We start from the raw sequence: 24,796 nt of genomic DNA, 5'->3' as shown, positions 1-24,796 counted from the left end.
GGTCAACATTAATGTCGACCGTCACGCAGTCTTCGCGAGCAGGCTCGCTCCCACAGGGTTTAACAGGTGTGCGCCTAGAACGGGGCAGGGCACTCGAAGCGCAGGCGCTCACCGCTCTGGGGGTGAGTGAAGCTGAGCATGCTTGCGTGCAGGCACAGCCTTGGCCAGGCAGCCAGCGCTTGCTCATGGGCGTACAGCCCGTCACCCAGCAGTGGGTGGCCGATGGAAAGCATGTGCACGCGCAACTGATGGGAGCGGCCGGTGATCGGCGTCAGTTCGACGCGGCACCATTCGCCGCAACGCTCCAGCACGCGCCAGAACGTCAGGGCATGTTTGCCAAACTCATGGTCCACCACATGGCGCGGCTTGGTCGGCGGGTCGTAGCGCAACGGCAGATCGATGCTGCCACTGTCCAGTTCCGGTTGGCCCCAGCAGAGTGCGGTGTAGGCTTTTTCGGTTTCGCGGTCGTGAAATTGCCGAGACAACTCGCGATGAGTGTCCGGGTCACGGGCCAACAGAATGATGCCGGAAGTTTCCCAATCAAGCCGATGGACGATTCGCGCTTCCGGATAGCCATTTTCTTGCAGGCGGGTAATCAGGCAGTCCTTGTTGTCATCGGCCCGACCGGGCACAGAGAGCAACAGGGTGGGTTTGTTGACCACCAGTACAGCGGCGTCCTGATGGATGATGCGGATGTTGGACAGCGGCATTAAAACAGCCTCGTAACAAACGCCAACGGCGGCTCAGGCCCACAGCACCCCGTAGGAGCGAAGCTTGCTCGCGAAGGCGTCACCTCGGTCTATAAAATACACCGAGTTGCCTGCTTCGCGAGCAAGCTTCGCTCCTACGGAATGCGGAACCTGAACCGCCGTGGCTCCCGCCGGATCGACTCAGCGATCTGGCAGGGTGATATTGAGTTCCAGAATCGAGCAGCTGCCCTGGTTTTCCAGAGCGACGTGCACGTCATCGGACCCGATATTGACGTACTTGCGGATCACCTCGACCAGTTCCTTCTGCAAGGCTGGCAGGTAGTCCGGGGTACTGCGTTGGCCGCGTTCATGCGCCACGATAATCTGTAGACGCTCCTTCGCTACCGATGCGGTACTTGGCTTCTTGTTAGCACGAAAGAAGTCAAAAATGTTCATTACCGGCCTCCAAACAGACGCTCAAAGAATCCTTTCTTCGTTACATCGAGAAACCGATGCTCCACGGTTTTGCCCAGCAGGCGCTCGACCGCATCGCTGTACGCCTGACCGGCGTCGCTCTGATCGTCGAGAATCACCGGCACGCCGGAGTTGGAAGCCTTGAGTACCGCTTGGGACTCCGGAATCACACCCAGCAGGGTAACGGCCAGAATTTCCTTGACGTCTTCGACGCCGAGCATTTCACCGTCACTGACGCGTTGCGGGTTGTAGCGGGTCAGCAGCAGGTGTTCCTTGATCGGTTCTTCGCCGTTTTCAGCGCGACGCGACTTGCTGGCCAGCAGGCCCAGCATGCGGTCCGAGTCACGAACCGAGGACACTTCCGGGTTGGTCACGACAATCGCTTCGTCCGCGAAGTACATGGCCAGATGGGCGCCTTTCTCGATGCCCGCTGGTGAGTCGCACACCACGAATTCGAAATCTTCTTTGAGTGCCATCAGCACTTTTTCTACGCCTTCCACAGTCAGCGCGTCTTTATCGCGAGTCTGACTGGCGGCCAGTACGTAGAGGTTTTCCAGGCGTTTGTCTTTGATCAGGGCTTGCTGCAGGTTGGCTTCGCCGTTCACAACGTTGACGAAGTCATATACCACGCGACGCTCGCAACCCATGATCAGGTCGAGGTTACGCAAACCGACGTCGAAGTCGACGATAACTGTTTTGTGACCGCGCAGTGCGAGGCCGGTACCGATAGCGGCGCTGGTGGTGGTCTTACCCACACCACCCTTGCCGGATGTAACCACGAGAATCTTGGCCAAGGTGTTTCACCCCTAAGGAAAAAGGACTTTTAGCCCCTGAAAAACATCTCTTGAAAAACTACTGCAGTCGGACAGCCTTGGCTGGAATCCGGTCTCGGGCGGTGCTTACCTCCGGTAAACACTGCTTTTGGCCTTTTTCCTACTTCGTTTGAGCCGTTTTCGCTACGTTTTAGAGATGCTTGGAAAATGCGGCAGTATCCGTTAAAGCCGAATGATGTTCAACACATCGCCCGACAGACTGACTTGCACGCCGGCGCCCCATAAAGGGTCACGACGCAAATCTTCAGAAACCTTGTAGTGGCCTGCAATGGAGACCAGTTCAGCGCTCATTTGCTGACAGAAAATCCTGGCTTTCGTGTCGCCTTTGACCCCGGCCAATACGCGACCGCGCATAGGGCCGTATACATGGATGTTGCCATCGGCGAGAAGTTCCGCCCCCGGGCTGACGGACGATATTACGACCAAATCGCAACCCTGGGCATAAATCTGCTGGCCGCCACGGACGGGCGACGTGATGATTTTCGTCGGTTTGACGGTGGGCTCCGGTGGTTTTTCCGGCTTTTTCTTCACTTGGCCTTCGAGCGGGTCAAGCGGGCGTTCCCGGGCGCCGGATGGCGGTAGCACGGGCAGGTCGACTGCAATGGCGGCGGCAATGTCTTCAATGCGGCTGGCGCGGATCGCCAGGGTGCGCAAGCCATGCTGGCGACAGACGCGCATCAGGCCCGGCAGATCGATGGCGCCTTCACTGGCCGGGAGTTTGTCCAGTGCCAGCACCAGCGGTGCGTTACTGAAGAAGTTAGGCGCCTGGGCGACTTTGGCGGCCAGCTGCCGATCGAGGCTCTCGAGGTCGTTGCGGGTCAGCTCCAGCACCGTAATGGCGAGCATGCTGCCCTTCAACTGGAACACGGGATCTTGGTCTAGCGGTTCGGTTTGGCTCATGGTCGGCATACAACGGCTTGTCACTAAAAGTGTCGAGACTTATAACGATAACGCCCGCGAGCCGCAAGCCGGGTCGAACGATGTAGAATGCGCGGCCATTGTCTTGACGGAAGCTTTAATGGATCGCCCGCGTTTTCGAACAGCATTTCTTTCTCCACGTTTCTGGCCTTTGTGGTGTGGCTTGGGGCTGTTGTGGCTGATTGTTCAGTTGCCGTATCCGGCGTTGCTGTTTATCGGTCGCGGCCTCGGTGCATTAATGTATCGAGTGGCCGGCGACCGACGGCGCATTGCCAAGCGCAATCTGGAACTGTGTTTCCCGGAAAAATCCGCGGCCGAGCGCAAACACCTGCTCAAGGAAAACTTTGCGTCCACCGGCATTGCATTCTTTGAAATGGCGATGAGCTGGTGGTGGTCACGTCGGCGTCTGGCGAAGCTGGCCCATGTCGAAGGGTTGGAGCATTTGAAAAAAGCCCAGCGCGACGGCAAGGGCGTGATTCTGATGGCGGTGCACTTCACCACGCTGGAAATTGGTGCGGCGTTACTCGGCCAGCAGCACACCATCGACGGCATGTACCGCGAGCACAAGAATCCGCTGTTCGACTACATTCAGCGAAGCGGCCGCGAGCGGCATAACCTCGACTCGTTGGCCGTGGAGCGCGATGACGTGCGCGGCATGCTCAAACTGCTGCGGGCCGGCCGGGCGATCTGGTACGCACCGGATCAGGACTACGGCGCCAAGCAGAGTATTTTCGTGCCGTTGTTCGGGATTCAGGCCGCAACAGTTACCGCCACCAGCAAGTTTGCGCGACTGGGCAAGGCGCTGGTGGTGCCGTTTACCCAGGAGCGACTGGCTGATGGCAGTGGTTATCGTCTGGTGATCCATGCACCGCTCGATCATTTCCCCGGCGAGACCGAAGAAGCCGATTGCCTGCGGATCAATCAGTGGGTCGAGGGCGTCTTGCGTGAGTGTCCGGAGCAATACCTCTGGGCCCATCGTCGCTTCAAGAGCCGTCCGCCGGGCGAGCCGAAGCTGTACAAAAAACGCGGTTGAGTAGTTGATCCCCTTGAGCACCATGGAGTGTTGCGATGAGTCCTGCTGAACCGGTAACAGGGTTGATTCTTTCCGGCGGCGGGGCCCGGGCGGCCTATCAGGTGGGTGTGCTGGCGGCGATTGCCGAGCTGTTGCCGGTCGGTGCCAGTAATCCGTTTCCAGTGATCGTCGGCACGTCTGCCGGCGCGATCAACGCTGTCAGCCTTGCCAGTGGGGCGATGGACTTCCGTGGCGCTGTCGAGCGCCTGACAGCCTTTTGGCAGGGCTTTCGCAGTCATCTGGTGTTGCGCAGTGACTGGCCGGGAGTGATCCATCAGGCCAGCCGCTTTGTCGGGCACAGCCTGCTCGGTATCGGCGCGCAGGTTCCGGTGGCCTTGGTCAACAGCTCGCCGCTGCGCACGTTGCTCAATGACAAGCTGCACATGAGCGGCATCGCCGACGCCATCGCGCAAAAGCAGTTGCAGGCGGTAGCGGTCACGGCATTCGGCTATGAGTCCGGTCAGGCCGTCACGTTTTATCAGGGGGGTGGCACCATTGATGCCTGGTTGCGCCATCGGCGTGTTGGTATCCCGGCCCAATTGTCCGTCGATCACCTGCTCGCCAGTTCTGCCATTCCACTGTTATTCGCGCCGGTAAAGATCGGCGAAGAGTATTTCGGTGACGGCGCGGTGCGCCAGTCGGCACCCATCAGCCCAGCCCTGCACCTGGGCGCCAGCCGAGTGCTGGTGGTCGGTGTCAGCGGCAACCCTCGCGGGGTCGACCCACAACAGCCGCTGCAACGCGCCTACACCGGTCAACAGCCAACCCTGGCGCAGATCGGCGGGCACATGCTCAACAGTACATTCATCGACAGCCTGGAAAGTGACATCGAGCTCCTGCAACGTCTGAATCAGTTCAGTCATCTACTTCCCGACGGCACGCCGACCCGTGCGCTGGGTGTGGCGCCGGTGGACGTGCTGGTGATTTCACCGAGTCAGCCGATTGATGAGATTGCGGCGCGACATCGGCAGGAATTGCCAGCGGCACTGCGCCTGTTTTTGCGCGGGCCGGGGGCGACAAAGACGAGCGGGGCGGGGGTACTGAGTTATCTGCTGTTCGAGTCGGGGTATTGCAGCGAATTGATCGATCTTGGGCGGCGGGATGCGCTGGCCAAGAAGGATGAGCTGTGTCGGTTTCTCGGGTTGGCGGAGCCCGTAATACCTGCCTGATATTTGCGGTGCGGCCATCGCGAGCAAGCTCGCTCCCACCGTTGATCTTTGTCGTGCTGAAGATCCCTGTGGGGGCGAGCTTGCTCGCGATGGCGTCCTTCCAGACGCCCGCTAAATCAACTGATCAGAAGTGGTACTTCACCAGCAAGCTCGTGGCGCTCTGATCGGTCTTGAAGGACTGGCTGTCTTCGATGCCGTACTTGTCTTTCCAGTAGTCGTACTCCACACCGACATACAGCTGTTTCTCGCCGATGTGCAGCGCTTTGCCCAAGTCGTATTTGATCTGAGGATTGAAGTGCAGGTTGGCGTGGTAAGTGCCTTTGGAATTCTTGTCATTGTCGACCACCCAGTCCATGTAGCCATCGATCAGGATGCTCGAATTACCCACCGGAATGGTGTAGGACCAGACCGGCGTGATCTGCCAGATGTTGCTCCCCGGACGGGCGCCTTCGGTGTGACGCTGGTAGAAGTTCAGCTGGAAGTAGTCGAAGCCCGGAACCGCCAGGTCGAAACCAGGACCGATCAGGTAGGACTCGGTATCACCTTCACCGAACTCGTAAGTCATGGCCAGCAATACGTCTTTGATCGGGCCAAACTCGAGTTTCTGGTCGAAGATCTTGCCGAACGACAAACGCGGGCTGATCTCGCCATAGTAGGTGTTCGAACCGACGTAGCTGTCAGCCTTGCCGTTGTAGAAGATCTTGTCGACAAACATGAAGTTATCCCCATATTTCCAGGCGTCGGCATGTTCGAAGGTGACGGTCTGCTGAATGGTCGGATTGACCTGGAAGTCCTTGCCATAGAGGTAGCTCAGGCTGTTGTTCTGCCATTGCAGCAAGTCGCCGGCCATCGCCTGGCCGCCGGCCAGTAAAGATCCCGCGAGCATCAGGCTGGTGCACGTACGTTTCATTCGGTTGCTCCCAAAAAGTAGGTGGTTCCACGTTATTTTTCTAAGGTCGGCGCTCTGGTGTGGCGCCGTTATCTGTAGCGGTAATAAATCATCCATTCGGTCAGCGTCGGTGCGGTTGGCAAACGCTGGGCCAAGGCTTTCAAAAAGCAAAAAAACTCCCGCTCGGCTGCTCAAGAACAGTCGATTGAGAGGGGGGGTTGGAATGCCTTGATACTGTCCAGAGCCGGGATAAGTTGGCTAACTGGTCAGAAAATAAATCCGGACTTTTTTTTAAAGCGGATTCAGGCGGCCGCGGAGAATACTGACTACTTGGCCAGGTCTCAAGTGCCCCGCAACAGCACACCGACGACAGGTTTGCGGCACGGTTGGCGGCGGATGGCCGATCGTTGCAAAACGACAGGCTTGAGTCGGTAAAAGCCATCGGTTGCTCCCTCTTGTTTTTATTGTTGAGGCGCAGGTAGTCCCACTGCGGGAGTGAGCCTGCTCGCGATTGCGTCGGGTCAGTCAACACATAGGTTGAATGTCATGCCGTCATCGCGAGCAGGCTCGCTCCCACAGGTGTGTGTTTGTCTGAGTCAATGCGGGTGGGCGTGGCAGTCGTTCATGGCCGCGCGTTCGGCGCCGCCGAGGATGTTGAACAACAGGTTCAGCGACAACGCACTCAACGTCGCCATCGCAATTCCGCTGTGGGTGATCGGACTCATCCACAGTGGCAAGTGTGCGAAAAACTCCGGGCGAACCACGGGAATCAGCCCCATGCCGATGCTGACCGCCACCAGCAACTGGTTGCGCCGGTCACCGATGTCGGCTTCCTGAAGAATCTTGATGCCGGTGGCGGCCACCATGCCGAACATCGCAATCGCCGCGCCGCCCAGTACGGCGGGCGGTATCGAGGCGACCAGGAATGCCGCTTTCGGCAGCAGGCTCAGCACCACCAACAAGCCGCCGGCGACGATGGTCACCGAGCGGCAACGCACGCCGGTCATCTGCACCAGGCCGATGTTCTGCGCGAAAGAGGAGTGAGTGAACGTGTTGAAAAAACCGGCGAAGAACGAAGCGCCGGCATCACACAGCAAACCGCGACGCAGCATCCGTGGGCAGACTTCCTGACCGGTGATTTTGCCCAGCGCGAGGAACATCCCGGTGGACTCGACAAAGATGATCACCACCACCAGGCACATCGACAGAATCGGTGCGAGTTCAAACTTCGGCAGGCCGAAATGCAGCGGGGTGACGACTTGCACCCAGGGCGCCTGAGCCATGCCGCTGAGGTCGACCATGCCGATCAAGCCACAGATCACATAGCCGAGGCACATGCCGATCAACACTGAAATGTTGACCCAGAAACCGCGCATGAAGCGATGGACCAACAGAATGGTGGCCAGCACCAGCGCGGCGATGGCCAGGTAAATGGGCGAGCCGAATTGAGCAACACCCGCACCGCCACCCGCCCAGTTAACGGCCACCGGGAACAGCGACAAACCGATCGAAGTGATGACGGTGCCGGTGACCAGCGGTGGGAAGAAGCGGACGACTTTGGACATGAACGGCGCAATGAGCATGCCGAAAAAACCAGCGGCGATGGTGGCGCCGAAGATCCCTTGCAGACCGATGCCTGGCATGCCGGCCATGGCCACCATGCTGCCAACGGCGGCGAAACTGGCGCCCATCATCACCGGCATGCGGATACCCATCGGGCCGATGCCCAGCGACTGCACGACGGTAGCGATCCCGGCCACCAGCAGGTCGGCGTTGATCAGGAAGGCGATTTCTTCACGACTCAGGCCCGCGGCCTGTCCGATGATCAGCGGCACCGCGATGGCACCGCCGTACATCAGCAAAACATGTTGCAGACCGACCAGGATCAATTGCAAAAGGGGCAAACGCTGAATGGCGGGTGCGTCGGGGATGCGCGCTGCGGATAGCTCGGACATGCAACACCTCGGATCTTTTTTATTCTTGTGATTTTGTGCATCAGGTTGACCGCGGCACGGCCATTCGCGGGCAAGTCGGATCGCCGCACCGCTCGCTCCTACAGGGACACCTATCCGTAGGAGCGAGGCTTGCCCGCGAAGCTCTTCAACGATTAATTGGTCTGGGCTCCCTGAACAATCCACGCGCCGATCAGGTCACGTTCCTGCTGGGTCATCTGGGTGATGTTGCCCAGAGGCATGATCTGGCTGGTAACAGCCTGAGCCTGAATGCGCGGGGCGTTCTGGCGGATCTGCTCGGGGGTGTCAAACATCACGCCGGCCGGTGCAGCACTGAACAGCGGGCTGGTCGGTTTGGCCGAATGGCACACCGCGCAGCGTTCCTGAATCACGCTGTGCACCTTGTTGAACGCCGGGCCCTGATTCGAAGCCTGGTCCGGTGCGGCGGCCGGTGCAGCAGGTTTCGCCACTTCAGGCTTGGCACCACCACCGAGGGCCGTTTCCGGCAGTGGCTGGTACTCGATGGTGCCTGGCGCCTTGACCACTTCAGGCGCGCTGTTCATCGGCGCCGGGCCAGTCACGTAAGCCAGGCTGATCATGCCGACGGCTGCCACGGGCAGGGTCCAGGCAAACTTGTGGCTGTCGTGACGGGTGTTGAAGTAGTGACGCACCAACACCGCCAGTACCGCGATCCCGGCCAGGATCAGCCAGTTGTATTGGCTGCCATAGGTGCTCGGGAAGTGGTTGCTGATCATGATGAACAGCACGGGCAAGGTGAAGTAGTTGTTGTGACGCGAACGCAGCAAACCTTTGGCCGGCAGGGCCGGGTCCGGCGTGCGGTTCTCGGCAATCGCCGCCACCAGCGCGCGCTGTGCGGGCATGATGATGCGGAACACGTTGCCGACCATGATGGTGCCGATGATCGCGCCGACGTGCAGGTACGCACCGCGACCACTGAACACTTTGCTGAAGCCATACGCTGCGCCAATGATCAACACGAACAGGATTGCGCCTAGCAGGGCAGGGCGTTTTCCAAGGGCCGAGTCGCAGAGGAAAGAGTAGACGAACCAGCCGACGAACAGCGAGCCGATGCCCAGCAGAACGCCTTCTGGGCCGGTCAGGCTGCTGCCAGGAGCCAGCAAGTACAGCGTCGGGTTGGAGTAGAACACCACGCACAGCAGCGCGACCCCCGACATCCAGGTGAAATAGGCTTCCCATTTGAACCAGTGCAGGTTGTCCGGCATGGTCGGTGGGGCCAGTTTGTATTTTTCCAGGTGGTAGATACCGCCGCCGTGGATCGCCCACAAATCGCCCGCCAGACCATTTTTCGGGTTGACCCGATTGAGGTTGTTTTCCAGCCAGACGAAATAGAACGACGCGCCGATCCAGGCCACGCCAGTAATCATGTGAACCCAGCGCACGCTCAGGTTCAGCCATTCCAACAGATGTGCTTCCACAGTCTTTACCTCTCGCCTGTCACTCTGTCGTCGAGTGATCAGACCTTCTCTTATTGGTGGGGGGCAAGGATCAAACGCTCATCCTCTTTGAAAAAATGCTCATCGCAGTTATTGCCTGTGCCACTGCGATCAACCACCAGGAAGTCATCCCGCTTTTCGATCGTCAGCACCGGGTGGTGCCAGACGCCGCGATGGTAATTAATGCCCTGCCTGCCGTTGGTGACGAAGGCGCGGACCAAGCCTGATACAGGTTCATCGCCAAGTGGCGCGACCACGATCAGAAAGGGGTTGCCGAGCAGCGGAATGAAAGCCTGGCTGCCCAGCGGATGACGCTCCAGCATGCAGACAGTCAGCGGCATGTCCTGCGCGTCGGCGCGGAAGATGCTGATGATTGCCTTGTCCTCTGGCGTGGCGGTTTCAACCGTCGCCAGTTTGTGAAAGCGCATGGTCGAACCGTTGTTGATCATGAAGTGATCGCTGCCGTCGGTTTCGATCACGTCACCGAAAGGGGCGAAGGCTTCTTTGGTCAGCGGTTCAATCGTCAGTGTGCGCATGCTGGTCTTCTTTTCGTTGAGTTCTGTGTTGTTTGATCTGGCGCCTTCGCGGGCGAGCCTCGCTCCTACGGTCGGTGATACCTGTAGGAGCGAGGCTTGCCCGCGAAGGGCGCGCCGCTTATTTAGCGACCTTGCCCAATACGCGCAGGCGGCTCACACCGCCATCCGGGAACACGTTCAGGCGGATGTGGGTGATCGGGCCCAGCGCCTTGATCTGCTCGGCGAAGGTGTGCTCGGCATGCATCTCCAGTTTCTGCGCTGGCAGCAGTTCGCGCCAGAACAGCGATTGGGTTTCGATCTGGCTGTCGGTACCGCCCTTCACGAACGCGCCCTGGATCGAGCAAGTGTCCGGGTAGTTGCCCTTGAAGTGCAGGGTGTCGACGATGACTTTCTCGATCTCGCCGGCATGGCCCAGCGCGACGATGACCCAGTCGTTGCCTGGGGTGCGACGACGTGCAGTTTCCCAGCCGTCGCCCATGTTGATGCCACGGCCCGGGTTGAGGATGTTGCTCATGCGACCGAAGTGTTCGTCGGAGCAGGCGAGGGCGCGGCCACCGTTCAGGGCTGCGGCCAGGTCGACTTGCTCGTTGTCGCCAACAGCCGACCAGTCGCGGAACGGAACGCCGTAAACGCGCAGACGGGCTACGCCACCATCCGGGTAGATGTTGAAGCGCAGGTGGCTGAAGGCCTGGTCGTTGTTGATTTCGTGGAAATGGTGGCTGTTGCCTTGCAGCTCGACCGCTGAAAGCACTTCAGTCCACTGGGTGTTTTCGTCCGGCTCGCCCGAGGCCAGGAAGCAGGCTTCCAGGGAGGCCGACGGCGGGAAGTTGCCGGTGAAGAATGAAGTGTCGATGTCCACGCCTTTGATCGAGCCCGGTACACCCAGGCGGATCACGGCACTGTCGTAGCCTTCGAAGCGCTTGCGGCGCGACTCCCAGCCGTCCATCCACTTGCCGTTGTCATCGAACACGCCCTCCTTCCACACGGCCGGGGTCGGTTGGAACAGACGATTGGCGTCTGCGAACCAGTCATCGGTGACCGAGATGATTTTGGTGCCCAGGCGGGCGTCGGCCAGGTTGACGAACTTCTCGAAAGGTACGGCGTAAGCTTTCATTCTTCTTGTCTGCCTTTAATAAGTTGGCTTGGGATACTCGCGAGGCCCTGGGTGCTTTCCGCGTTCAAGAACACTCGGGCCATGCTTGCTATAGGGTCAGTAAACGGAACAGGGCAATTTGGTTGATCTGCGCCAGCGCACATTTGAATTCGGTGTCGACCGAGTTGTGGATGCGCGTTTCGAACGCCGCGAGGATCTGATGCCGGTTGCTGCCTTTTACCGCCATGATGAAGGGAAACTTGAACTTGGCTTTGTAGGCATCGTTCAGCTCGGTGAAGCGAGAAAACTCTTCGGCCGTGCATTGGTGAATACCCGCGCCAGACTGTTCTTGAGTACTGGCTGCGGTAAGCTGGCCCTGGACGGCGGCTTTGCCGGCCAGGTCCGGGTGAGCGTTGATCAGGGCCAGCTGGCTGGTGTGATCGGCGCTCAACAGGATGTCGCTCATGCGTAGGTGCAGGGTTTCGATCTGGTCGATCGACGCGTCCTGGCCCAGGTCGAAGGCTTTTTCGGCCACCCATGGCGAATGTTCATAGACATCGGCGAAGGCGGCGACAAATGCATCGCGGCTCAGGGTCGATGGCTTCAATGTTTGGAAGGTGCTCATTTGGCAGCCCCTTGGTACGGGTGGGTTTCGTGCCAGTGGCGAGCGATGTCGACGCGACGGCTGAACCACACCTGTTCATGACCTTTAGCGTATTCGATAAAGCGTTTGAGCGAGGCCAGACGCGCTGGACGGCCGATCAAACGGCAGTGCAAGCCAATGGACAACATCTTCGGTGCTTCAGCACCTTCGGCATACAGCACGTCGAATGCATCTTTAAGGTATTCAAAGAAGTCGTCGCCCTTGTTGAAGCCCTGGACCTGGGTGAAGCGCATGTCGTTGGTGTCCAGTGTGTACGGGATCACCAGGTGCGGCTTGCCGGTCGGGTTGTTCGGTTCCCAGTAGGGCAGGTCGTCGTCGTAGGTGTCGCAGTCGTAGAGGAAACCGCCTTCTTCCATCACCAGTCGACGGGTGTTCGGGCCGGTGCGGCCGGTGTACCAGCCCAGCGGACGTTCGCCGGTGATTTCAGTGAGCACGCGGATCGCTTCGAGCATGTGCTCGCGTTCCTGCGCTTCGTCCATGTACTGGTAATCGATCCAGCGGTAGCCGTGGCTGCAAATCTCGTGGCCGGCATTGACCATCGCGCGGATTACATCCGGGTGGCGCTGGGCGGCCATGGCCACGGCGAAGATGGTCAGCGGAATGTCGAATTCCTTGAACAGTTTCAGAATCCGCCAGACGCCGGCACGGCTGCCATACTCGTAAAGGGATTCCATGCTCATATTGCGCGCGCCTTGCAGCGGCTGTGCCGAGACCATTTCCGACAGGAAGGCTTCAGACTCTTTGTCGCCGTGCAGGATGTTGCGCTCGCCGCCTTCTTCGTAATTGAGTACGAAGGACAAGGCAATGCGGGCATTGCCCGGCCAGTGTGGGTGAGGAGGGTTACTGCCGTAACCGATCAGGTCGCGTGGGTAGTCAGCGCTCACTGCAGTCTTCCTTCTTATTCGTTGACAGGTTGTGTGGCGGCCTGGCGGTGAGATGACAGGCTGGCGTCACAGCGATGGGGTGATTGTATACAACTTTATATTCACTTTGTAAGCCTGAATTTTTGCATTTTTGATGAGCTGTCATCATTAGCTGCTCCAGGAGTGGCCCGTGCAAGAAATCTGCCTGAGTGGTCAGCTAATGGATCGTTGAGCCGCTGGTCGCCTGGTTTGGCTACAGATTCGTGCACAAATGGCGGATGCCGGTGTTTGCGGTAAAAATGTCGTTTTTATTGTGTACAATTTTTTTAAAAAGTGTCTTAATCAATCGCTCGCCGTAGCGTTTCGTGCTCCGAAACGGTGCGGCCTCCTTTCAACTGACTTCGGGAGGCGCGAGGTCTGACTGCTTGATGCAGGCAGGCGCGCAGAATCAATGGGACGTTTGACTACTCACGTTTTGGACGCTGCACACGGTTGTCCGGGCAGCTCGATCAAGGTCGAGTTGTACCGCGTTGAAGGTTCGCAGCTGGAATTGGTCGCCAGTGCGATCACGAACAGCGATGGCCGTGTCGATGCACCGCTGCTGCAAGGTGATGACTACCGCTCCGGGGTCTATCAGGTTCAGTTTCATGCGGGCGATTACTACCGCGCCCGTGGCGTTCAGCTGCCGGAACCTGCGTTCCTGGATGTGGTAGTGCTGCGTTTTGGTATCTCTGCCGAACAGGATCACTACCACGTGCCATTACTGATTTCGCCGTATAGCTATTCGACCTACAGAGGAAGCTAGGACTTTCCCCCCAAAAATCCTGCGCATAAAGCTTCTTTGGTCTTTCGCCCGCTCACACTGCGGGCTTTTTTTTTGCTAAAAAATATCCACGGACACTGGCTGCATCCGCTGCTACATAGGACTCACCCCGCCAAAATAGGGGACAACAAGACAATTCAGTTACGTATTGAGCGGGCAAAAAGCCAATTCATGTAGTATAACTACAAGCGTGCTACATCCCCGGCGCCTGCCAATAACAAAGAGTCCAGCCCCTTGAATCTGCTGCAACACATCGCCCAGTCGCGCCACCTGTTACGCAAGTCGGAGCTCAAGGTTGCCGACCATGTACTGCTTGACCCAGCAGCCGTGATGCACAGTTCCATGGCCGACCTGGCCCACAGCGTGGGTATCAGCGAACCGACCATCGTGCGTTTTTGCCGAGCCATCGGGTGTTCCGGGTTTCAGGATCTAAAGCTGAAGCTGGCGCAAAGCCTGGCGGCTGGCGCGAGCTTCGGGCAGTTTGCGATCCATGAAGACGATTCGGTTGCTGACTACAGCCTGAAAATTTTCGATACCACCTTGCACACCCTGATGGAGGTTCGCGAGAAGCTCGATCCGGTGGAGTTGCAGCGTGCTGTGTCACTCATGTCCCAGGCGCAGCGCGTCGAATTCTATGGCTTTGGTGCGTCGGGCGCGGTGGCGGCGGATGCCCAGCACAAGTTCTTCCGTTTGCTGCTGACCGCGGCAGCGTATTCCGACCCGCACATGCAGGCGATGTCGGCGGTAACCCTGAAGCCGACCGACGTCGCCATCTGTATTTCCCAGTCCGGGCGCTCCAAAGACCTGTTGATCACGGCCAACCTGGTGCGTGAGAGTGGTGCGTCGCTGATCACGTTGTGCCCGAGCCAGACGCCGCTGGCAGAGCTGTCGACCGTCAATCTGGCGATCGATGTGCACGAAGACACCGAAATCTATACGCCGTTGACCTCGCGTATCGCTCACCTGGTGGTGATCGACGTCTTGGCAATGGGCGTGGCCATGGCGCGCGGGCCGAGCCTGGTCAATCACCTCAAGAGCGTCAAGCGCAGCCTGCGCAGCTTGCGGTTGTCGCCCAAGTCAGTGAAAGCGCTCGACGATTGATGCTGATCTGAAATGGCTGGAAGGTCGTTCCGGTCTTATCGCGAGCAGGCTCGCACACGTGGGATTTGTGCACGCCACAGTTCAAATGTGTGCGAGCCTGCTCGCGATGGCATCCTTGAACACACCACTGCCACCGGCAACTTTCATCAGTCTGTAACGTCCGAGCCGCCAAACCGTCATCCCCCGCGCCTATCTTGAAACTCCCGTACTCGCCTTGGGAGACTAGAAATGGCCCAGCCCTACGAAGAACGCAACAGTGCTGTCAAAACCCGTCGCCAGCAGGAAGATCGGCGCCGCATGGTATTTCGCCGCGCTATCGAAGATCGCTGCGAACGCCGCCAGCTTCTGGCTGAGATTGGCGATTTTCCTGACGGACTGGAACTTAATTACTGGCAGGCAGCACCGGTAACTTCCCGTCGAAACGCTCAACCAGCGCGCTGATCTGTACTCGCTCGCTGCGGATAAACGCAAGGAATGCGTGAGCTACCGGTGACAGCCGTTTAGCCTTGGCTTGCACCAGGCACCAGCTGCGATACAGCGGCAATTCTTCGACCGGCAGCTCGATCAGTGCGCCGGTCGCCAACTCAAGGTTCAGGGCGTGGCGCGTCAACAGCGCCAGGCCCAGACCCGCCAATACGCATTCACGCTGGGCTTCAGCCGAAGCGACCTCCTGGGTCTGCGTGAAGTGCACGCGTTTCTCTTTGAAATACTCCTCGCACGCCAGTCGCGTACCGGAACCGGACTCGCGTAGCAGTAGTGTGTAAGGCTCGAGGTCTTGCAAGCGCAGAGGGCCCATGTGGCTCAGTGGGTGGTCGGGCGGAGCCACGGCAACGATCGGGTTGTTGAGAAAGGGCAGAAACTCCAGTCCCATGTCCTGTGGCACCATCGACATGATGACCAAGTCATCGCGGTTGTCCGATAGGCGCCGAATGACCTGGCCGCGATTCACCACCGTCAGGTGCAGATTCACTTCCGGATGCTGGCGCTTGAACGCAGCAAACAGATGCGGCACAAAATACTTGGCGCTGGATTCCACTGCCAGTTTCAGCTGGCCCTGCAGTGATCCCTGCATGTCCGAGAGCTGCATGTCGAGGTTTTCCAGGCGGCCGAAAATGTCGCGACTCGCCCGTTGAAGGGCTTCGGCGGCCTCGGTCATATAGAGCTTTTTGCCCACATAATCGAATAATGGCTGACCGATCAGCTCCTCAAGTTGACGAATCTGTAGGCTCACGGCAGGTTGTGTGAGCGACATTTCGTCAGCCGCACGGCTGTAGGACCGCAAATCACAGACCTCGTTGAAGATTTGTAATTGACGTAATGTCATACGCATCAAGGACTTACGCATTTTTAGTAACTCTGTCCGCAGGCTGATGCATCAACTATAAGTCTTTACTTATGCCTATCCCAATAATTATTCATTTTTGTTAATCCCTTGTGGGCGCTAGTGTGGTGTCGCGACTGAATTGAAACATTTGGTCACGCGTCGACCTGGTCTAGCAGGTCGTGGGTACCACCGGCTCAAGGGAACCTCCAAGTGATAAAAAAGATCCTGATCGCCAACCGTGGTGAGATTGCCGTACGAATCGTGCGTGCCTGCGCCGAGATGGGCATTCGCTCGGTCGCGATCTATTCCGACGCCGACCGTCATGCCTTGCATGTGAAGCGTGCGGACGAGGCCCACAGTATTGGTGCCGAGCCGCTGGCCGGTTACCTGAACCCGCGCAAGCTGGTGAATCTGGCGGTGGAAACCGGTTGCGACGCATTGCATCCCGGCTACGGTTTTCTCTCGGAAAACGCTGAACTGGCCGATATTTGCGCAGAGCGCGGCATCAAGTTCATTGGACCATCGGCTGAAGTGATTCGCCGCATGGGCGACAAGACCGAAGCGCGCCGCAGCATGATCAAGGCGGGCGTGCCCGTCACCCCTGGCACCGAAGGCAACGTCGCGGACATCGCCGAAGCCCTGACCGAAGGCGACCGCATCGGTTACCCGGTCATGCTCAAGGCCACCTCCGGTGGTGGCGGCCGCGGTATCCGTCGCTGCAACAGCCGCGAAGAACTCGAACAGGCTTTCCCCCGGGTGATTTCCGAAGCCACCAAGGCCTTCGGTTCGGCGGAAGTGTTCCTGGAAAAATGCATCGTTAATCCGAAGCACATCGAAGCGCAGATCCTTGGCGACAGCTTTGGCAACGTGGTGCACCTGTTCGAGCGTGACTGCTCGATCCAGCGCCGTAACCAGAAGCTCATCGAAATCGCCCCGAGCCCGCAACTGACCCCGGAACAGCGCGCCTACATTGGCGACCTGTCGGTGCGTGCAGCCAGGGCCGTGGGTTATGAGAATGCCGGCACCGTGGAGTTCCTGCTCGCCGAGGGCGAGGTCTACTTCATGGAGATGAACACCCGGGTGCAGGTGGAACACACCATCACCGAAGAAATCACCGGCATCGACATTGTCCGTGAGCAGATCCGCATTGCCTCGGGCCTGCCGCTCTCGGTGAAACAGGAAGACATCCAGCACCGTGGTTTCGCGCTGCAGTTCCGGATCAACGCTGAAGACCCGAAAAACAATTTCCTGCCGAGCTTCGGCAAGATCACCCGTTACTACGCGCCCGGCGGCCCCGGTGTGCGTACCGACACGGCGATCTATACCGGTTACACCATTCCGCCGTTCTACGACTCGATGTGCCTGAAACTGGTGGTGTGGGCGTTGACCTGGGAAGAGGCGATGGACCGTGGCTTGCGTGCCCTCGACGACATGCGTCTGCAAGGGGTCAAGACCACCGCAGCCTACTATCAGGAAATCCTGCGCAACCCGGAATTCCGTAGCGGCCAGTTCAACACCAGCTTTGTAGAAAGCCACCCTGAACTGACCAACTACTCGATCAAGCGCAAACCCGAAGAGCTGGCCCTGGCCATCGCCGCCGCCATCGCCGCCTACGCAGGCCTGTGAGGAATAGAACAATGAGCAAACAAATCTACGTTACCGACACAATCCTGCGCGACGCTCACCAATCGCTGCTCGCCACGCGCATGCGCACCGAAGACATGCTGCCGATCTGCGACAAGCTCGACAAAGTCGGCTACTGGTCGCTGGAAGTCTGGGGCGGTGCAACATTTGACGCCTGCGTTCGTTTCCTCAAAGAAGACCCGTGGGAGCGTCTGCGCCAACTGCGCGCGGCACTGCCTAACACACGCCTGCAAATGCTCCTGCGTGGCCAGAACCTGCTGGGCTACCGCCACTACAGCGACGACGTGGTCAAAGCCTTCGTCGCCAAGGCCGCGGTCAACGGCATCGACGTGTTCCGTATCTTTGATGCAATGAACGACGTGCGTAACCTGCGAGTGGCCATCGAAGCAGTAAAAGCAGCGGGCAAACACGCTCAAGGCACCATCGCTTACACCACCAGCCCGGTACACACCATCGATGCCTTCGTGGCGCAAGCCAAGCAAATGGAAGCCATGGGTTGCGATTCTGTAGCGATCAAGGACATGGCCGGTCTGTTGACCCCGTACGCCACCGGCGAACTGGTCAAGGCGTTGAAATCCGAACAGTCGCTGCCCGTGTTCATTCACTCGCACGACACCGCTGGCCTGGCTGCCATGTGCCAACTCAAGGCCATCGAAAACGGTGCCGACCACATCGACACCGCGATCTCCAGCTTCGCCTGGGGCACCAGCCATCCGGGCACCGAGTCGATGGTTGCCGCCCTTAAAGGCAGCGAATTCGACACCGGCCTGAACCTGGAACTGCTGCAAGAGATCGGCCTGTACTTCTACGCCGTGCGCAAAAAGTACCACCAGTTCGAAAGCGAATTCACCGCCGTCGACACCCGTGTGCAAGTCAACCAGGTACCGGGCGGGATGATTTCCAACCTGGCCAACCAGTTGAAAGAGCAGGGCGCGCTGAACCGCATGAGCGAAGTGCTGGCCGAAATCCCGCGCGTGCGTGAAGACCTTGGTTTCCCGCCGCTGGTGACACCGACCTCGCAGATCGTTGGTACCCAGGCGTTCTTCAACGTGCTGGCCGGTGAGCGCTACAAGACCATCACCAACGAAGTGAAGCTCTATCTGCAAGGTGGCTACGGCAAGGCACCGGGCGCCGTGAACGAACAATTGCGTCGTCAGGCCATCGGCAGCGAAGAAGTGATCGACGTCCGTCCAGCCGATTTGCTCAAGCCGGAAATGACCAAGCTGCGTGCCGATATCGGCAACCTGGCCAAGTCCGAAGAAGACGTGCTGACCTACGCCATGTTCCCGGACATCGGCCGCAAGTTCCTCGAGGAACGCGCTGCCGGCACCCTGACACCTGAAGTGCTGTTGCCGATTCCGGAAGTGGGCGGCGTGAGCTCGGCCGGTGGCGAAGGCGTACCGACCGAGTTCGTTATCGACGTCCACGGTGAAACCTACCGCGTCGACATCACCGGTGTCGGCGTCAAGGCCGAAGGCAAGCGTCACTTCTACCTGTCCATCGACGGCATGCCGGAAGAAGTGGTGTTCGAACCGCTCAACGAATTCGTCAGCGGCGGCGGCAGCAAGCGCAAGCAAGCCACTGCACCGGGCCACGTCAGCACCACCATGCCGGGCAACATCGTCGACGTACTGGTCAAGGAAGGCGACACCGTCAAGGCCGGCCAGGCCGTGCTGATCACCGAAGCGATGAAAATGGAAACCGAAGTTCAATCGGCCATCGCCGGCAAAGTCACCGCCATTCACGTGGCCAAGGGCGACCGGGTAAACCCGGGCGAAATCCTGATCGAGATCGAAGGCTGAGTTAACAGCCGAGATAACACCGCTTTAAACCTCGGGGGGGCATGTGCTCCCCTTTTTTTTGTCCTGGATTTGTGGGTTAGAAGCTCATTCGCCACTGACCCGTCACGCCATGGGTTCGGCTGTCGTTGCCGATCTCACCGTACAGGCCTACGCCCAAGGTATGTTTGGCTGATAAACCGAGTTCCAGACCTGTATCCAGCTGCAGACTGTCCCGATCCAGTGGCGCACCGGAAACGGTAAAGTTTTGCTCTTCTGTTACCAATCGTTGTCGGGTATCGCTGTGGACCTCGCCGTACGTGTGTTTCCAGCCGGCGCTGAATCGCGGTGTCAGCTGCATGCCGTTATCCAGAGTATTGAGCTTCGCCAAGCGTAAGCCAAATGTGCTGTTTAGGTTGTTCTGGGTCTGCCCGTGTACTTTCAGCGAAGCTGCACCACCTTTTTCCGTGTAACCGTCGCGCTGATAACGTTGGTAGCCAAGGCTGGCGAACGGTTCGATGCTGAGGTTGGCCCGGCCCAGGTTGAGACCTAGTTCCGCAAAGAGCTGTTGGGTGTTGGCATCGTAACGCCCTTCGGGGCGGTCGCTGAAACCGTTGAAGGCAACCCGGCGCTTGGTGCTGCCGTCGTGGCTGCTGAAGGTCGCACCGAGGCGCAGCGACAGGGGGCCATTCTGACGCAGGGCGTAGGCGCCCAAGTGCCAGCTGTCGAGATCGCCGTCGAGTCCATGGCTATCCAGACGAGTCTCAGACTTACCCCCCATCACACCCAGACGCCATTCCTCATCGATGCCCCAATCTGCGCCCAGCACCAGACCGTGGGTGGAATGTTTCAGGGCGTCGTAGTCGCGATCCAGCGTTCCGCTGTGACCCAGGGCTTGCAGCCAGACTCTGCCGTTGTGTTCGTTACCGGCGGCCATACGTGGAGTATTTTTCTGACTGCCATTGCCTGCGGCGTTGTCCAGTTGGCGCATGGCCGAGAGCAGGGTGGCGCTGATAGGAGCGTCGCTGTTCAAGGTTGCCTTGGCGAGGTTGGCGTTGTTGCCACCAATCAGTTGTTCCAGAGCGATCTCGAAAGTGGCGTCATCGGCGCTGAGCAGGGCGGTGAAGAGCGCGTCTTCGACTACGGGTTCGGTCGGGGACAGGGCGAGCTCAGCCTCAGACGGATCATTTTTTTTACGCTTGGGAGCGGTAGGTTTCTTCTTGGCGGGTGTTACGACAGCGGCATCAGGCTCCGCTTGCTGAGCCATGGACACTTCGATGCTGCCAAGGGTGAGGGCGATCGCCAAGGCAAATTGCTTTGGGCGATAAATGAACGGTATGGGCATTGAGTACGACCTCGTTTTCGGGAGATCGAACGTTATGAGGTCGGCCCTGTGCTTGAATGCCGGGCATTTCCGGGATTTTTGCAGGGGCTTGGAATTTTGGTTGTAGCTAAAATCCAACACAGAAGCCTGCGTGTGCATCGGACTCCATGGGTGGGTAAACCTGCCTACAACTTTTCAGGAGCGACCTGTTTCATACGGCTCAAAAACTCATCTGCCACTGCCCAATCACCCCATGATTCTGGCTATTACTCCCGATCTCTTCACTAAAACCAACACACCGAATGATGCGCCGAGATACCCAGATCCAAACCTGTCTCCAGCATTAGGCTGTCGCGATCTGGCGAACGGCCATCCACCCTAAATTGCCTTGCCACCAACCATAAACGCCTGTCGCGTCAAGCAGCTGACTGATGTACGTGCTCTATTTTAATCTGCACTATATTGCAGTTTTAAGGGTCTAGTAACTTTGTATGTGCATTTTAATGCGTTTTTTAGGATGTTTGGGAAGAGAAAAATGCACTATATTGCGTTCATGACTTAAAAAATCTCAAAGAAATGCATTTAAATGCAGGTGATGATGGCATGTACAACCTGACGCTACAGATCTTCACTACAGGGAAATGGCACGACGCCATGGTCTTAAGCTTCGACAGCCCTGAAGAAGGTTTCGAAAGCCGGTGCAACTTCGGCTACGAAACCCCCTATCTCGTCGAAAACATTGAGGGTATTGGTGCACCCTTTGCCAAGGCAGTGAGTGCCAGGTTTCCTTTGGACTGGGAAGGTAAGCGATCGAAAGCACCAGCATTTCTGCATGACATTGCACCTGCCGGTGCTGCCAGGAAATTTCTTCTGGCACACATAGGTCGTGACAAGCCCGATGACATGAGTGCCGACCTCTACTTACTGTCCAGAAGCACTCCGGCACCTATTGGCAGCATGCGGATAAAGGAGTCTGCGGAGGCAGTGGACCAACGTCAGCCGATGGGGTTTAAGCGGCATGACGTCATTATTCGCGACAATAGATTTCTCGAGTACGCCTATGAGCAGGGCGCTGCCATTGGCGGCGCAACGGGCGCAGGTGGCGAGGCGCCAAAACTCTTGTTGGCTCAGGCTAAGGACGGACTTTTATACCCTGATGCCGTATTGGACGACACAGACGTCACCCAGCATTGGTTTGTAAAATTCGCTCGCAATAAGGGGAATACGACTGATCAAGACATTCTCAGAAGCGAATACCACTATTACAAGGCGCTACAAACTCTGGGGATCGAGACGGTGGCGGCACTAGGTTTGGCTTTGGAAGAAGCGACCAAACCCAGCTTGTGGATGCAGCGTTTTGACCGTCAGGTGACCCCTCATGGCGTCGAGCGCTTTGCCGTTGAGTCAATCTACTCATTGGCGGACGTAACCACGCCGGGTAGCCGGATGAACCATATGGAAGTTATCCGGTTACTTGCCGGACTCTGGCGGGACGCAGGCCAAGCGATGCAGATTCCGGAGCTGGTTGCCGACTACTTGCGTCGGGATTTGCTCAACAAGATTCTTGGTAACTCGGATAACCATGGACGCAACACCGCAATCATTCGCGAAGCTTCCTCGTTTCGTCTGGCACCGATCTATGACCTGGCGCCGATGGTAATGGACGATGAAGGCGTGACACGCACTACCAAGTGGCCAAAAGACCTGGAAAGTGCGGGTGACGTTGATTGGCGTGGGGTTTGCCGTGCCTTGGCCGACATTGCTGATCCGAATGATCCGCTGGCAGCATTGAGTGATTCGCAGGATTCTTTTGAGCGACTGCGCGAGGATGCGAAGCGACTGATGGCGCTTCCCGACATTCTAGCGGCCAGCGGCTTGCCTGACGTGACCATGAATCACCCGCACATTGCATTGAAAAATCTGGAACAGCGTTTTAAAGAGTGGGACCTGAAATGAGCATGACCGTTGCCGAGCGCACTGTGCTCATCGAAAACATCCAAGAAGCGCTGGTGCAAGGCACTCTCGAAATCGGTGATGCAGTCCGCCGCTTGCGAGTGGAAGTCACTGGTTTGCACCAGACCCAGTTTGCAAAGATGTGCAAAATCTCAGTGCGCACACTGGTGCATATCGAGCATGGCGAAGGGAATCAAACGCTGAAGTCACTGAATGCGGTGTTCAGACCGTTTGGATTGAAGATGGGCGTGGTGCGGATCCGTCGAGATATTAGCTGAGCACACTCTATTTGGAGGTGCATCAAAAGCTTCGCGGGCAAGTCGGATCGCCGCATCGCTCGCTCCTAAGGTTTGGGGGCGTTCACACAGTTGTGTTCGGCAACATCCCTGTCGGAGCGACGCTTGCCCGTGAAGGCGTAGGCCCAGGCGCCAATGATTTACCCGCGACACTCGACCAAGGTTTTCACCTGCCCCGAATCCGTCTGGTTCTCATCGCTCAACCAGCGCTCAAACCCCGCGCCAATCGCCGGCCATTCCGAATCCAGAATCGAATACCAAGCCGTGTCGCGGTTCTGTCCTTTCACCACCATGTGCTGGCGGAACACCCCTTCAAAACTGAACCCCAGCCGTTCGGCCGCGTACTTGGAGCGGGCGTTGCCGTTGTTGCACTTCCACTCGAGACGCCGATAACCCAGGGCAAACGACTCCTTCGCCAGCAGATAAATCGCCTCCGTGCTTTTAGGCGAGCGCTGCATCGGTGCACCAAACGTCACGTGGCCGATTTCGATGCGGCCTTGTGCCGGGACGATCGACATCAAACTGAGGATGCCTTGCACGTCACCGCTGGCACGGTCGATCACGCTGAAGAAATACGGATCACTGGCGGCGGCATGATTGTTCAGCCAATCGTTGAATGCGCTACGCTCCGGGAAGGGACCGTAAGGCAGATAGTCCCAGAGTTTTGGATCGGAACCCGGGCCTTTCAGGGCGCTCCACAACCCGTCGGCATGGCGCGCCGGGTCGAGTTTTTCCAGGCGGATGAAACGTCCTTCGATGGTTTGAACCGTCGGCGCCGGGACGCCTTTCCAGTCCGCGAGTGAAATCGACATGCTGTTCTCCTTGAGCCTTAAATGGCTTTGCGAAACTGGATGAAACCGGGACGTTCGGCAATGCGCTCGTAGAGCTGGATCGCGGTGGCATTGGTTTCATGGGTCAGCCAGTGGACCTTGCAGCAACCGTCGGCTTTGGCGGTGGCGTAAACGAATTCGATCAGTTGCCGGCCGACGCCGGTGCCGCGGGTTTCGGGCGTTACCAGTAAATCTTGCAGGTAGCAGGAGTTTTCAATGCTCCAGTTCGAACGATGGTAGATGAAGTTCACCATGCCCACCGCGTTGCCATCGACCCACGCCAATGCCGAATGAGTCGGTTCGTTCGGATCGAGCATGCGCTGCCAGGTGCTTTGCGTGACCGCCTCGGGCAGTTCAGTGTTGTAGAAGCGCAGGTAGGCTTGCCATAGCGGCAGCCATGCGGCGTGATCGTCGGCGGTGACCTGGCGGATGTCGATCTGACTCATGTTCGTTCCTTAACGCATCAAGTGGGCGAGGGCTTGGTCGTGCACGTCGGGGCTGGCGGCGAGCCCCTCGCGCACACCGGCGATGTCTGCGGTGCTGCGGTTCTGGCTGAGCTTGCGTTTGCCTTCCAGGCGTTGGACAGGCAAGGCAAAACCGACGATGGCTTTGAGCATGCCGTCGATATAGTCGGCGGGGGCATCGGCGACTTTCCACGGTTGGGCGCGACCGGCTTCATGACGATCGGTTAACGCGCTGACCAGATTGCGCAGGCGATCGGCCTCGGTGAACACCTCTGCCGTGCCGTAGGCGTGCACGGCGACGTAGTTCCAGGTGGGTACGACTTTGCCGTGCTCGGCTTTGCTCGGGTAAAACCCCGGGCTTACATACGCATCGGCGCCGGCAAATATCACCAATGCCTCAGCGCCGTTTTGCAATTCCTTCCACTGTGGATTGGCCCGGGCGAAGTGGCCGTAGAGGGTGCCATTCGGGCCTTGGTCGGGGCTGAACAGCAGGGGCAGATGACTGGCTTGCAGGCCTTGTTCCCCATGAGTGACCACCATGGCAAGGCGAGTGCCGAGTATCTGCTGGTGCAGTTCATTCAAATCGTCGATGGCAAAAGCGCTTGGCGTATACATGTAAATTTTCCTTGGCG

The 24,796-nt window shown here is 58.3% G+C and carries 24 protein-coding genes and 1 pseudogene; 9 read left to right on the top strand and 16 right to left on the bottom strand.

The window, feature by feature from the left end; translation table 11 throughout:
* Positions 1–74: 74 nt before the first annotated feature.
* The 4 genes from ACM6IR_RS00560 to minC all read right to left on the bottom strand — a co-directional run bounded on the left by ACM6IR_RS00560 (position 75) and on the right by minC (position 2,896).
* The gene (locus ACM6IR_RS00560; RefSeq protein ID WP_414905887.1) at positions 75–710 is read right to left on the bottom strand and encodes an RluA family pseudouridine synthase; all 636 of its coding nucleotides are present in this window, start codon (positions 708–710) and stop codon (positions 75–77) included.
* Positions 711–890: 180 nt separating this feature from the next.
* Complete coding sequence (gene minE, locus ACM6IR_RS00555; protein WP_007944431.1) at positions 891–1,145, bottom strand: cell division topological specificity factor MinE; 255 nt, start codon at positions 1,143–1,145, stop codon at positions 891–893.
* Complete coding sequence (gene minD, locus ACM6IR_RS00550; RefSeq protein WP_017339785.1) at positions 1,145–1,957, bottom strand: septum site-determining protein MinD; 813 nt, start codon at positions 1,955–1,957, stop codon at positions 1,145–1,147. Before minD ends, minE begins: the two co-directional genes overlap by 1 nt.
* 201 nt (positions 1,958–2,158) lie before the next feature.
* Positions 2,159–2,896 (bottom strand): septum site-determining protein MinC, encoded by a 738-nt coding sequence (gene minC, locus ACM6IR_RS00545; RefSeq protein WP_414905886.1) that lies wholly within the window; start codon positions 2,894–2,896, stop codon positions 2,159–2,161.
* 118 nt (positions 2,897–3,014) lie between these two features.
* On the opposite strand from minC, the gene ACM6IR_RS00540 reads away from it, so the two are divergent.
* Positions 3,015–3,947: a lipid A biosynthesis lauroyl acyltransferase gene (locus tag ACM6IR_RS00540; RefSeq protein WP_414905885.1), complete on the top strand. Its 933-nt coding sequence runs from the start codon at positions 3,015–3,017 to the stop codon at positions 3,945–3,947.
* Positions 3,948–3,982: 35 nt separating this feature from the next.
* A complete protein-coding gene (locus ACM6IR_RS00535) occupies positions 3,983–5,155 on the top strand; it encodes a patatin-like phospholipase family protein (protein WP_414905884.1) in 1,173 nt (390 codons plus the stop codon).
* Positions 5,156–5,279: 124 nt separating this feature from the next.
* On the opposite strand, the gene ACM6IR_RS00530 is transcribed toward ACM6IR_RS00535, so the two are convergent.
* The 7 genes from ACM6IR_RS00530 to puuE all read right to left on the bottom strand — a co-directional run bounded on the left by ACM6IR_RS00530 (position 5,280) and on the right by puuE (position 12,648).
* On the bottom strand, positions 5,280–6,065 hold the full coding sequence (locus ACM6IR_RS00530; RefSeq protein ID WP_414905883.1) for an outer membrane protein OmpK: 786 nt from the start codon (positions 6,063–6,065) through the stop codon (positions 5,280–5,282).
* A 575-nt stretch (positions 6,066–6,640) separates the two neighbouring features.
* Positions 6,641–7,999, bottom strand: coding sequence for a nucleobase:cation symporter-2 family protein (locus ACM6IR_RS00525; RefSeq protein WP_414905882.1), 1,359 nt, complete (start codon positions 7,997–7,999; stop codon positions 6,641–6,643).
* Positions 8,000–8,151: 152 nt separating this feature from the next.
* The gene (locus tag ACM6IR_RS00520; RefSeq protein ID WP_414905881.1) at positions 8,152–9,453 is read right to left on the bottom strand and encodes a urate hydroxylase PuuD; all 1,302 of its coding nucleotides are present in this window, start codon (positions 9,451–9,453) and stop codon (positions 8,152–8,154) included.
* A gap of 50 nt (positions 9,454–9,503) precedes the next feature.
* Positions 9,504–10,007, bottom strand: a complete 504-nt coding sequence (locus ACM6IR_RS00515) for an ureidoglycolate lyase (RefSeq protein ID WP_007898831.1) — start codon at positions 10,005–10,007, stop codon at positions 9,504–9,506.
* Positions 10,008–10,125: 118 nt separating this feature from the next.
* Entirely contained in the window at positions 10,126–11,121 is a 996-nt protein-coding gene (alc, locus tag ACM6IR_RS00510) for an allantoicase (RefSeq protein ID WP_150656316.1), read from the bottom strand.
* An 88-nt stretch (positions 11,122–11,209) separates the two neighbouring features.
* Entirely contained in the window at positions 11,210–11,725 is a 516-nt protein-coding gene (gene uraD / locus ACM6IR_RS00505) for a 2-oxo-4-hydroxy-4-carboxy-5-ureidoimidazoline decarboxylase (protein WP_414905880.1), read from the bottom strand.
* Complete coding sequence (gene puuE / locus ACM6IR_RS00500; protein ID WP_414905879.1) at positions 11,722–12,648, bottom strand: allantoinase PuuE; 927 nt, start codon at positions 12,646–12,648, stop codon at positions 11,722–11,724. The genes uraD and puuE overlap by 4 nt, the downstream gene beginning before the upstream one ends.
* Positions 12,649–13,078: 430 nt before the next feature.
* Here puuE and uraH point away from each other — a divergent pair, with 430 nt between their 5' ends.
* The 3 genes from uraH to ACM6IR_RS00485 all read left to right on the top strand — a co-directional run bounded on the left by uraH (position 13,079) and on the right by ACM6IR_RS00485 (position 14,992).
* Positions 13,079–13,432 (top strand): hydroxyisourate hydrolase, encoded by a 354-nt coding sequence (gene uraH / locus ACM6IR_RS00495; RefSeq protein WP_010456673.1) that lies wholly within the window; start codon positions 13,079–13,081, stop codon positions 13,430–13,432.
* Positions 13,433–13,684: 252 nt separating this feature from the next.
* Complete coding sequence (gene hexR, locus ACM6IR_RS00490; RefSeq protein ID WP_008027445.1) at positions 13,685–14,551, top strand: transcriptional regulator HexR; 867 nt, start codon at positions 13,685–13,687, stop codon at positions 14,549–14,551.
* Positions 14,552–14,779: 228 nt separating this feature from the next.
* The gene (locus tag ACM6IR_RS00485; protein ID WP_414905878.1) at positions 14,780–14,992 is read left to right on the top strand and encodes a PA3496 family putative envelope integrity protein; all 213 of its coding nucleotides are present in this window, start codon (positions 14,780–14,782) and stop codon (positions 14,990–14,992) included.
* On the opposite strand, the gene ACM6IR_RS00480 is transcribed toward ACM6IR_RS00485, so the two are convergent.
* Entirely contained in the window at positions 14,934–15,896 is a 963-nt protein-coding gene (locus tag ACM6IR_RS00480; protein ID WP_414905877.1) for a LysR family transcriptional regulator, read from the bottom strand. The two genes, ACM6IR_RS00485 and ACM6IR_RS00480, sit on opposite strands and share 59 nt — an antisense overlap.
* 189 nt (positions 15,897–16,085) lie before the next feature.
* On the opposite strand from ACM6IR_RS00480, the gene ACM6IR_RS00475 reads away from it, so the two are divergent.
* Entirely contained in the window at positions 16,086–17,501 is a 1,416-nt protein-coding gene (locus ACM6IR_RS00475) for an acetyl-CoA carboxylase biotin carboxylase subunit (protein WP_414905876.1), read from the top strand.
* An 11-nt stretch (positions 17,502–17,512) separates the two neighbouring features.
* The gene (oadA, locus tag ACM6IR_RS00470) at positions 17,513–19,321 is read left to right on the top strand and encodes a sodium-extruding oxaloacetate decarboxylase subunit alpha (RefSeq protein ID WP_414905875.1); all 1,809 of its coding nucleotides are present in this window, start codon (positions 17,513–17,515) and stop codon (positions 19,319–19,321) included.
* 76 nt (positions 19,322–19,397) lie between these two features.
* Here the strand turns inward: oadA and ACM6IR_RS00465 are convergent.
* A pseudogene (locus ACM6IR_RS00465) lies at positions 19,398–20,429 on the bottom strand (autotransporter domain-containing protein); the annotation flags it as partial.
* Positions 20,430–21,224: 795 nt separating this feature from the next.
* Between ACM6IR_RS00465 and ACM6IR_RS00460 the strand changes: the two are divergent.
* Entirely contained in the window at positions 21,225–22,577 is a 1,353-nt protein-coding gene (locus ACM6IR_RS00460) for a HipA domain-containing protein (RefSeq protein ID WP_414905874.1), read from the top strand.
* Entirely contained in the window at positions 22,574–22,852 is a 279-nt protein-coding gene (locus ACM6IR_RS00455) for a helix-turn-helix domain-containing protein (RefSeq protein ID WP_414905873.1), read from the top strand. The genes ACM6IR_RS00460 and ACM6IR_RS00455 overlap by 4 nt, the downstream gene beginning before the upstream one ends.
* A gap of 158 nt (positions 22,853–23,010) precedes the next feature.
* Here the strand turns inward: ACM6IR_RS00455 and ACM6IR_RS00450 are convergent, their stop codons facing one another.
* Genes ACM6IR_RS00450 through ACM6IR_RS00440 form a run of 3 tightly spaced genes read right to left on the bottom strand, consistent with a single transcriptional unit; the run spans position 23,011 to position 24,779 of the window.
* Positions 23,011–23,682 (bottom strand): GNAT family N-acetyltransferase, encoded by a 672-nt coding sequence (locus ACM6IR_RS00450; protein ID WP_414905872.1) that lies wholly within the window; start codon positions 23,680–23,682, stop codon positions 23,011–23,013.
* Between the two features lie 17 nt (positions 23,683–23,699).
* A complete protein-coding gene (locus ACM6IR_RS00445; RefSeq protein ID WP_414905871.1) occupies positions 23,700–24,146 on the bottom strand; it encodes a GNAT family N-acetyltransferase in 447 nt (148 codons plus the stop codon).
* A 9-nt stretch (positions 24,147–24,155) separates the two neighbouring features.
* Entirely contained in the window at positions 24,156–24,779 is a 624-nt protein-coding gene (locus tag ACM6IR_RS00440; protein WP_414905870.1) for an FMN-binding negative transcriptional regulator, read from the bottom strand.
* Between the last annotated feature and the right edge of the window lie 17 nt (positions 24,780–24,796).

It is taken from the genome of Pseudomonas sp. IT-P253, from assembly GCF_949768125.1.
Lineage (GTDB): Bacteria > Pseudomonadota > Gammaproteobacteria > Pseudomonadales > Pseudomonadaceae > Aquipseudomonas.
The sequence above is the reverse complement of the archived record's forward strand: the minus strand, read 5'-3'. Positions and strand labels throughout refer to the sequence as shown.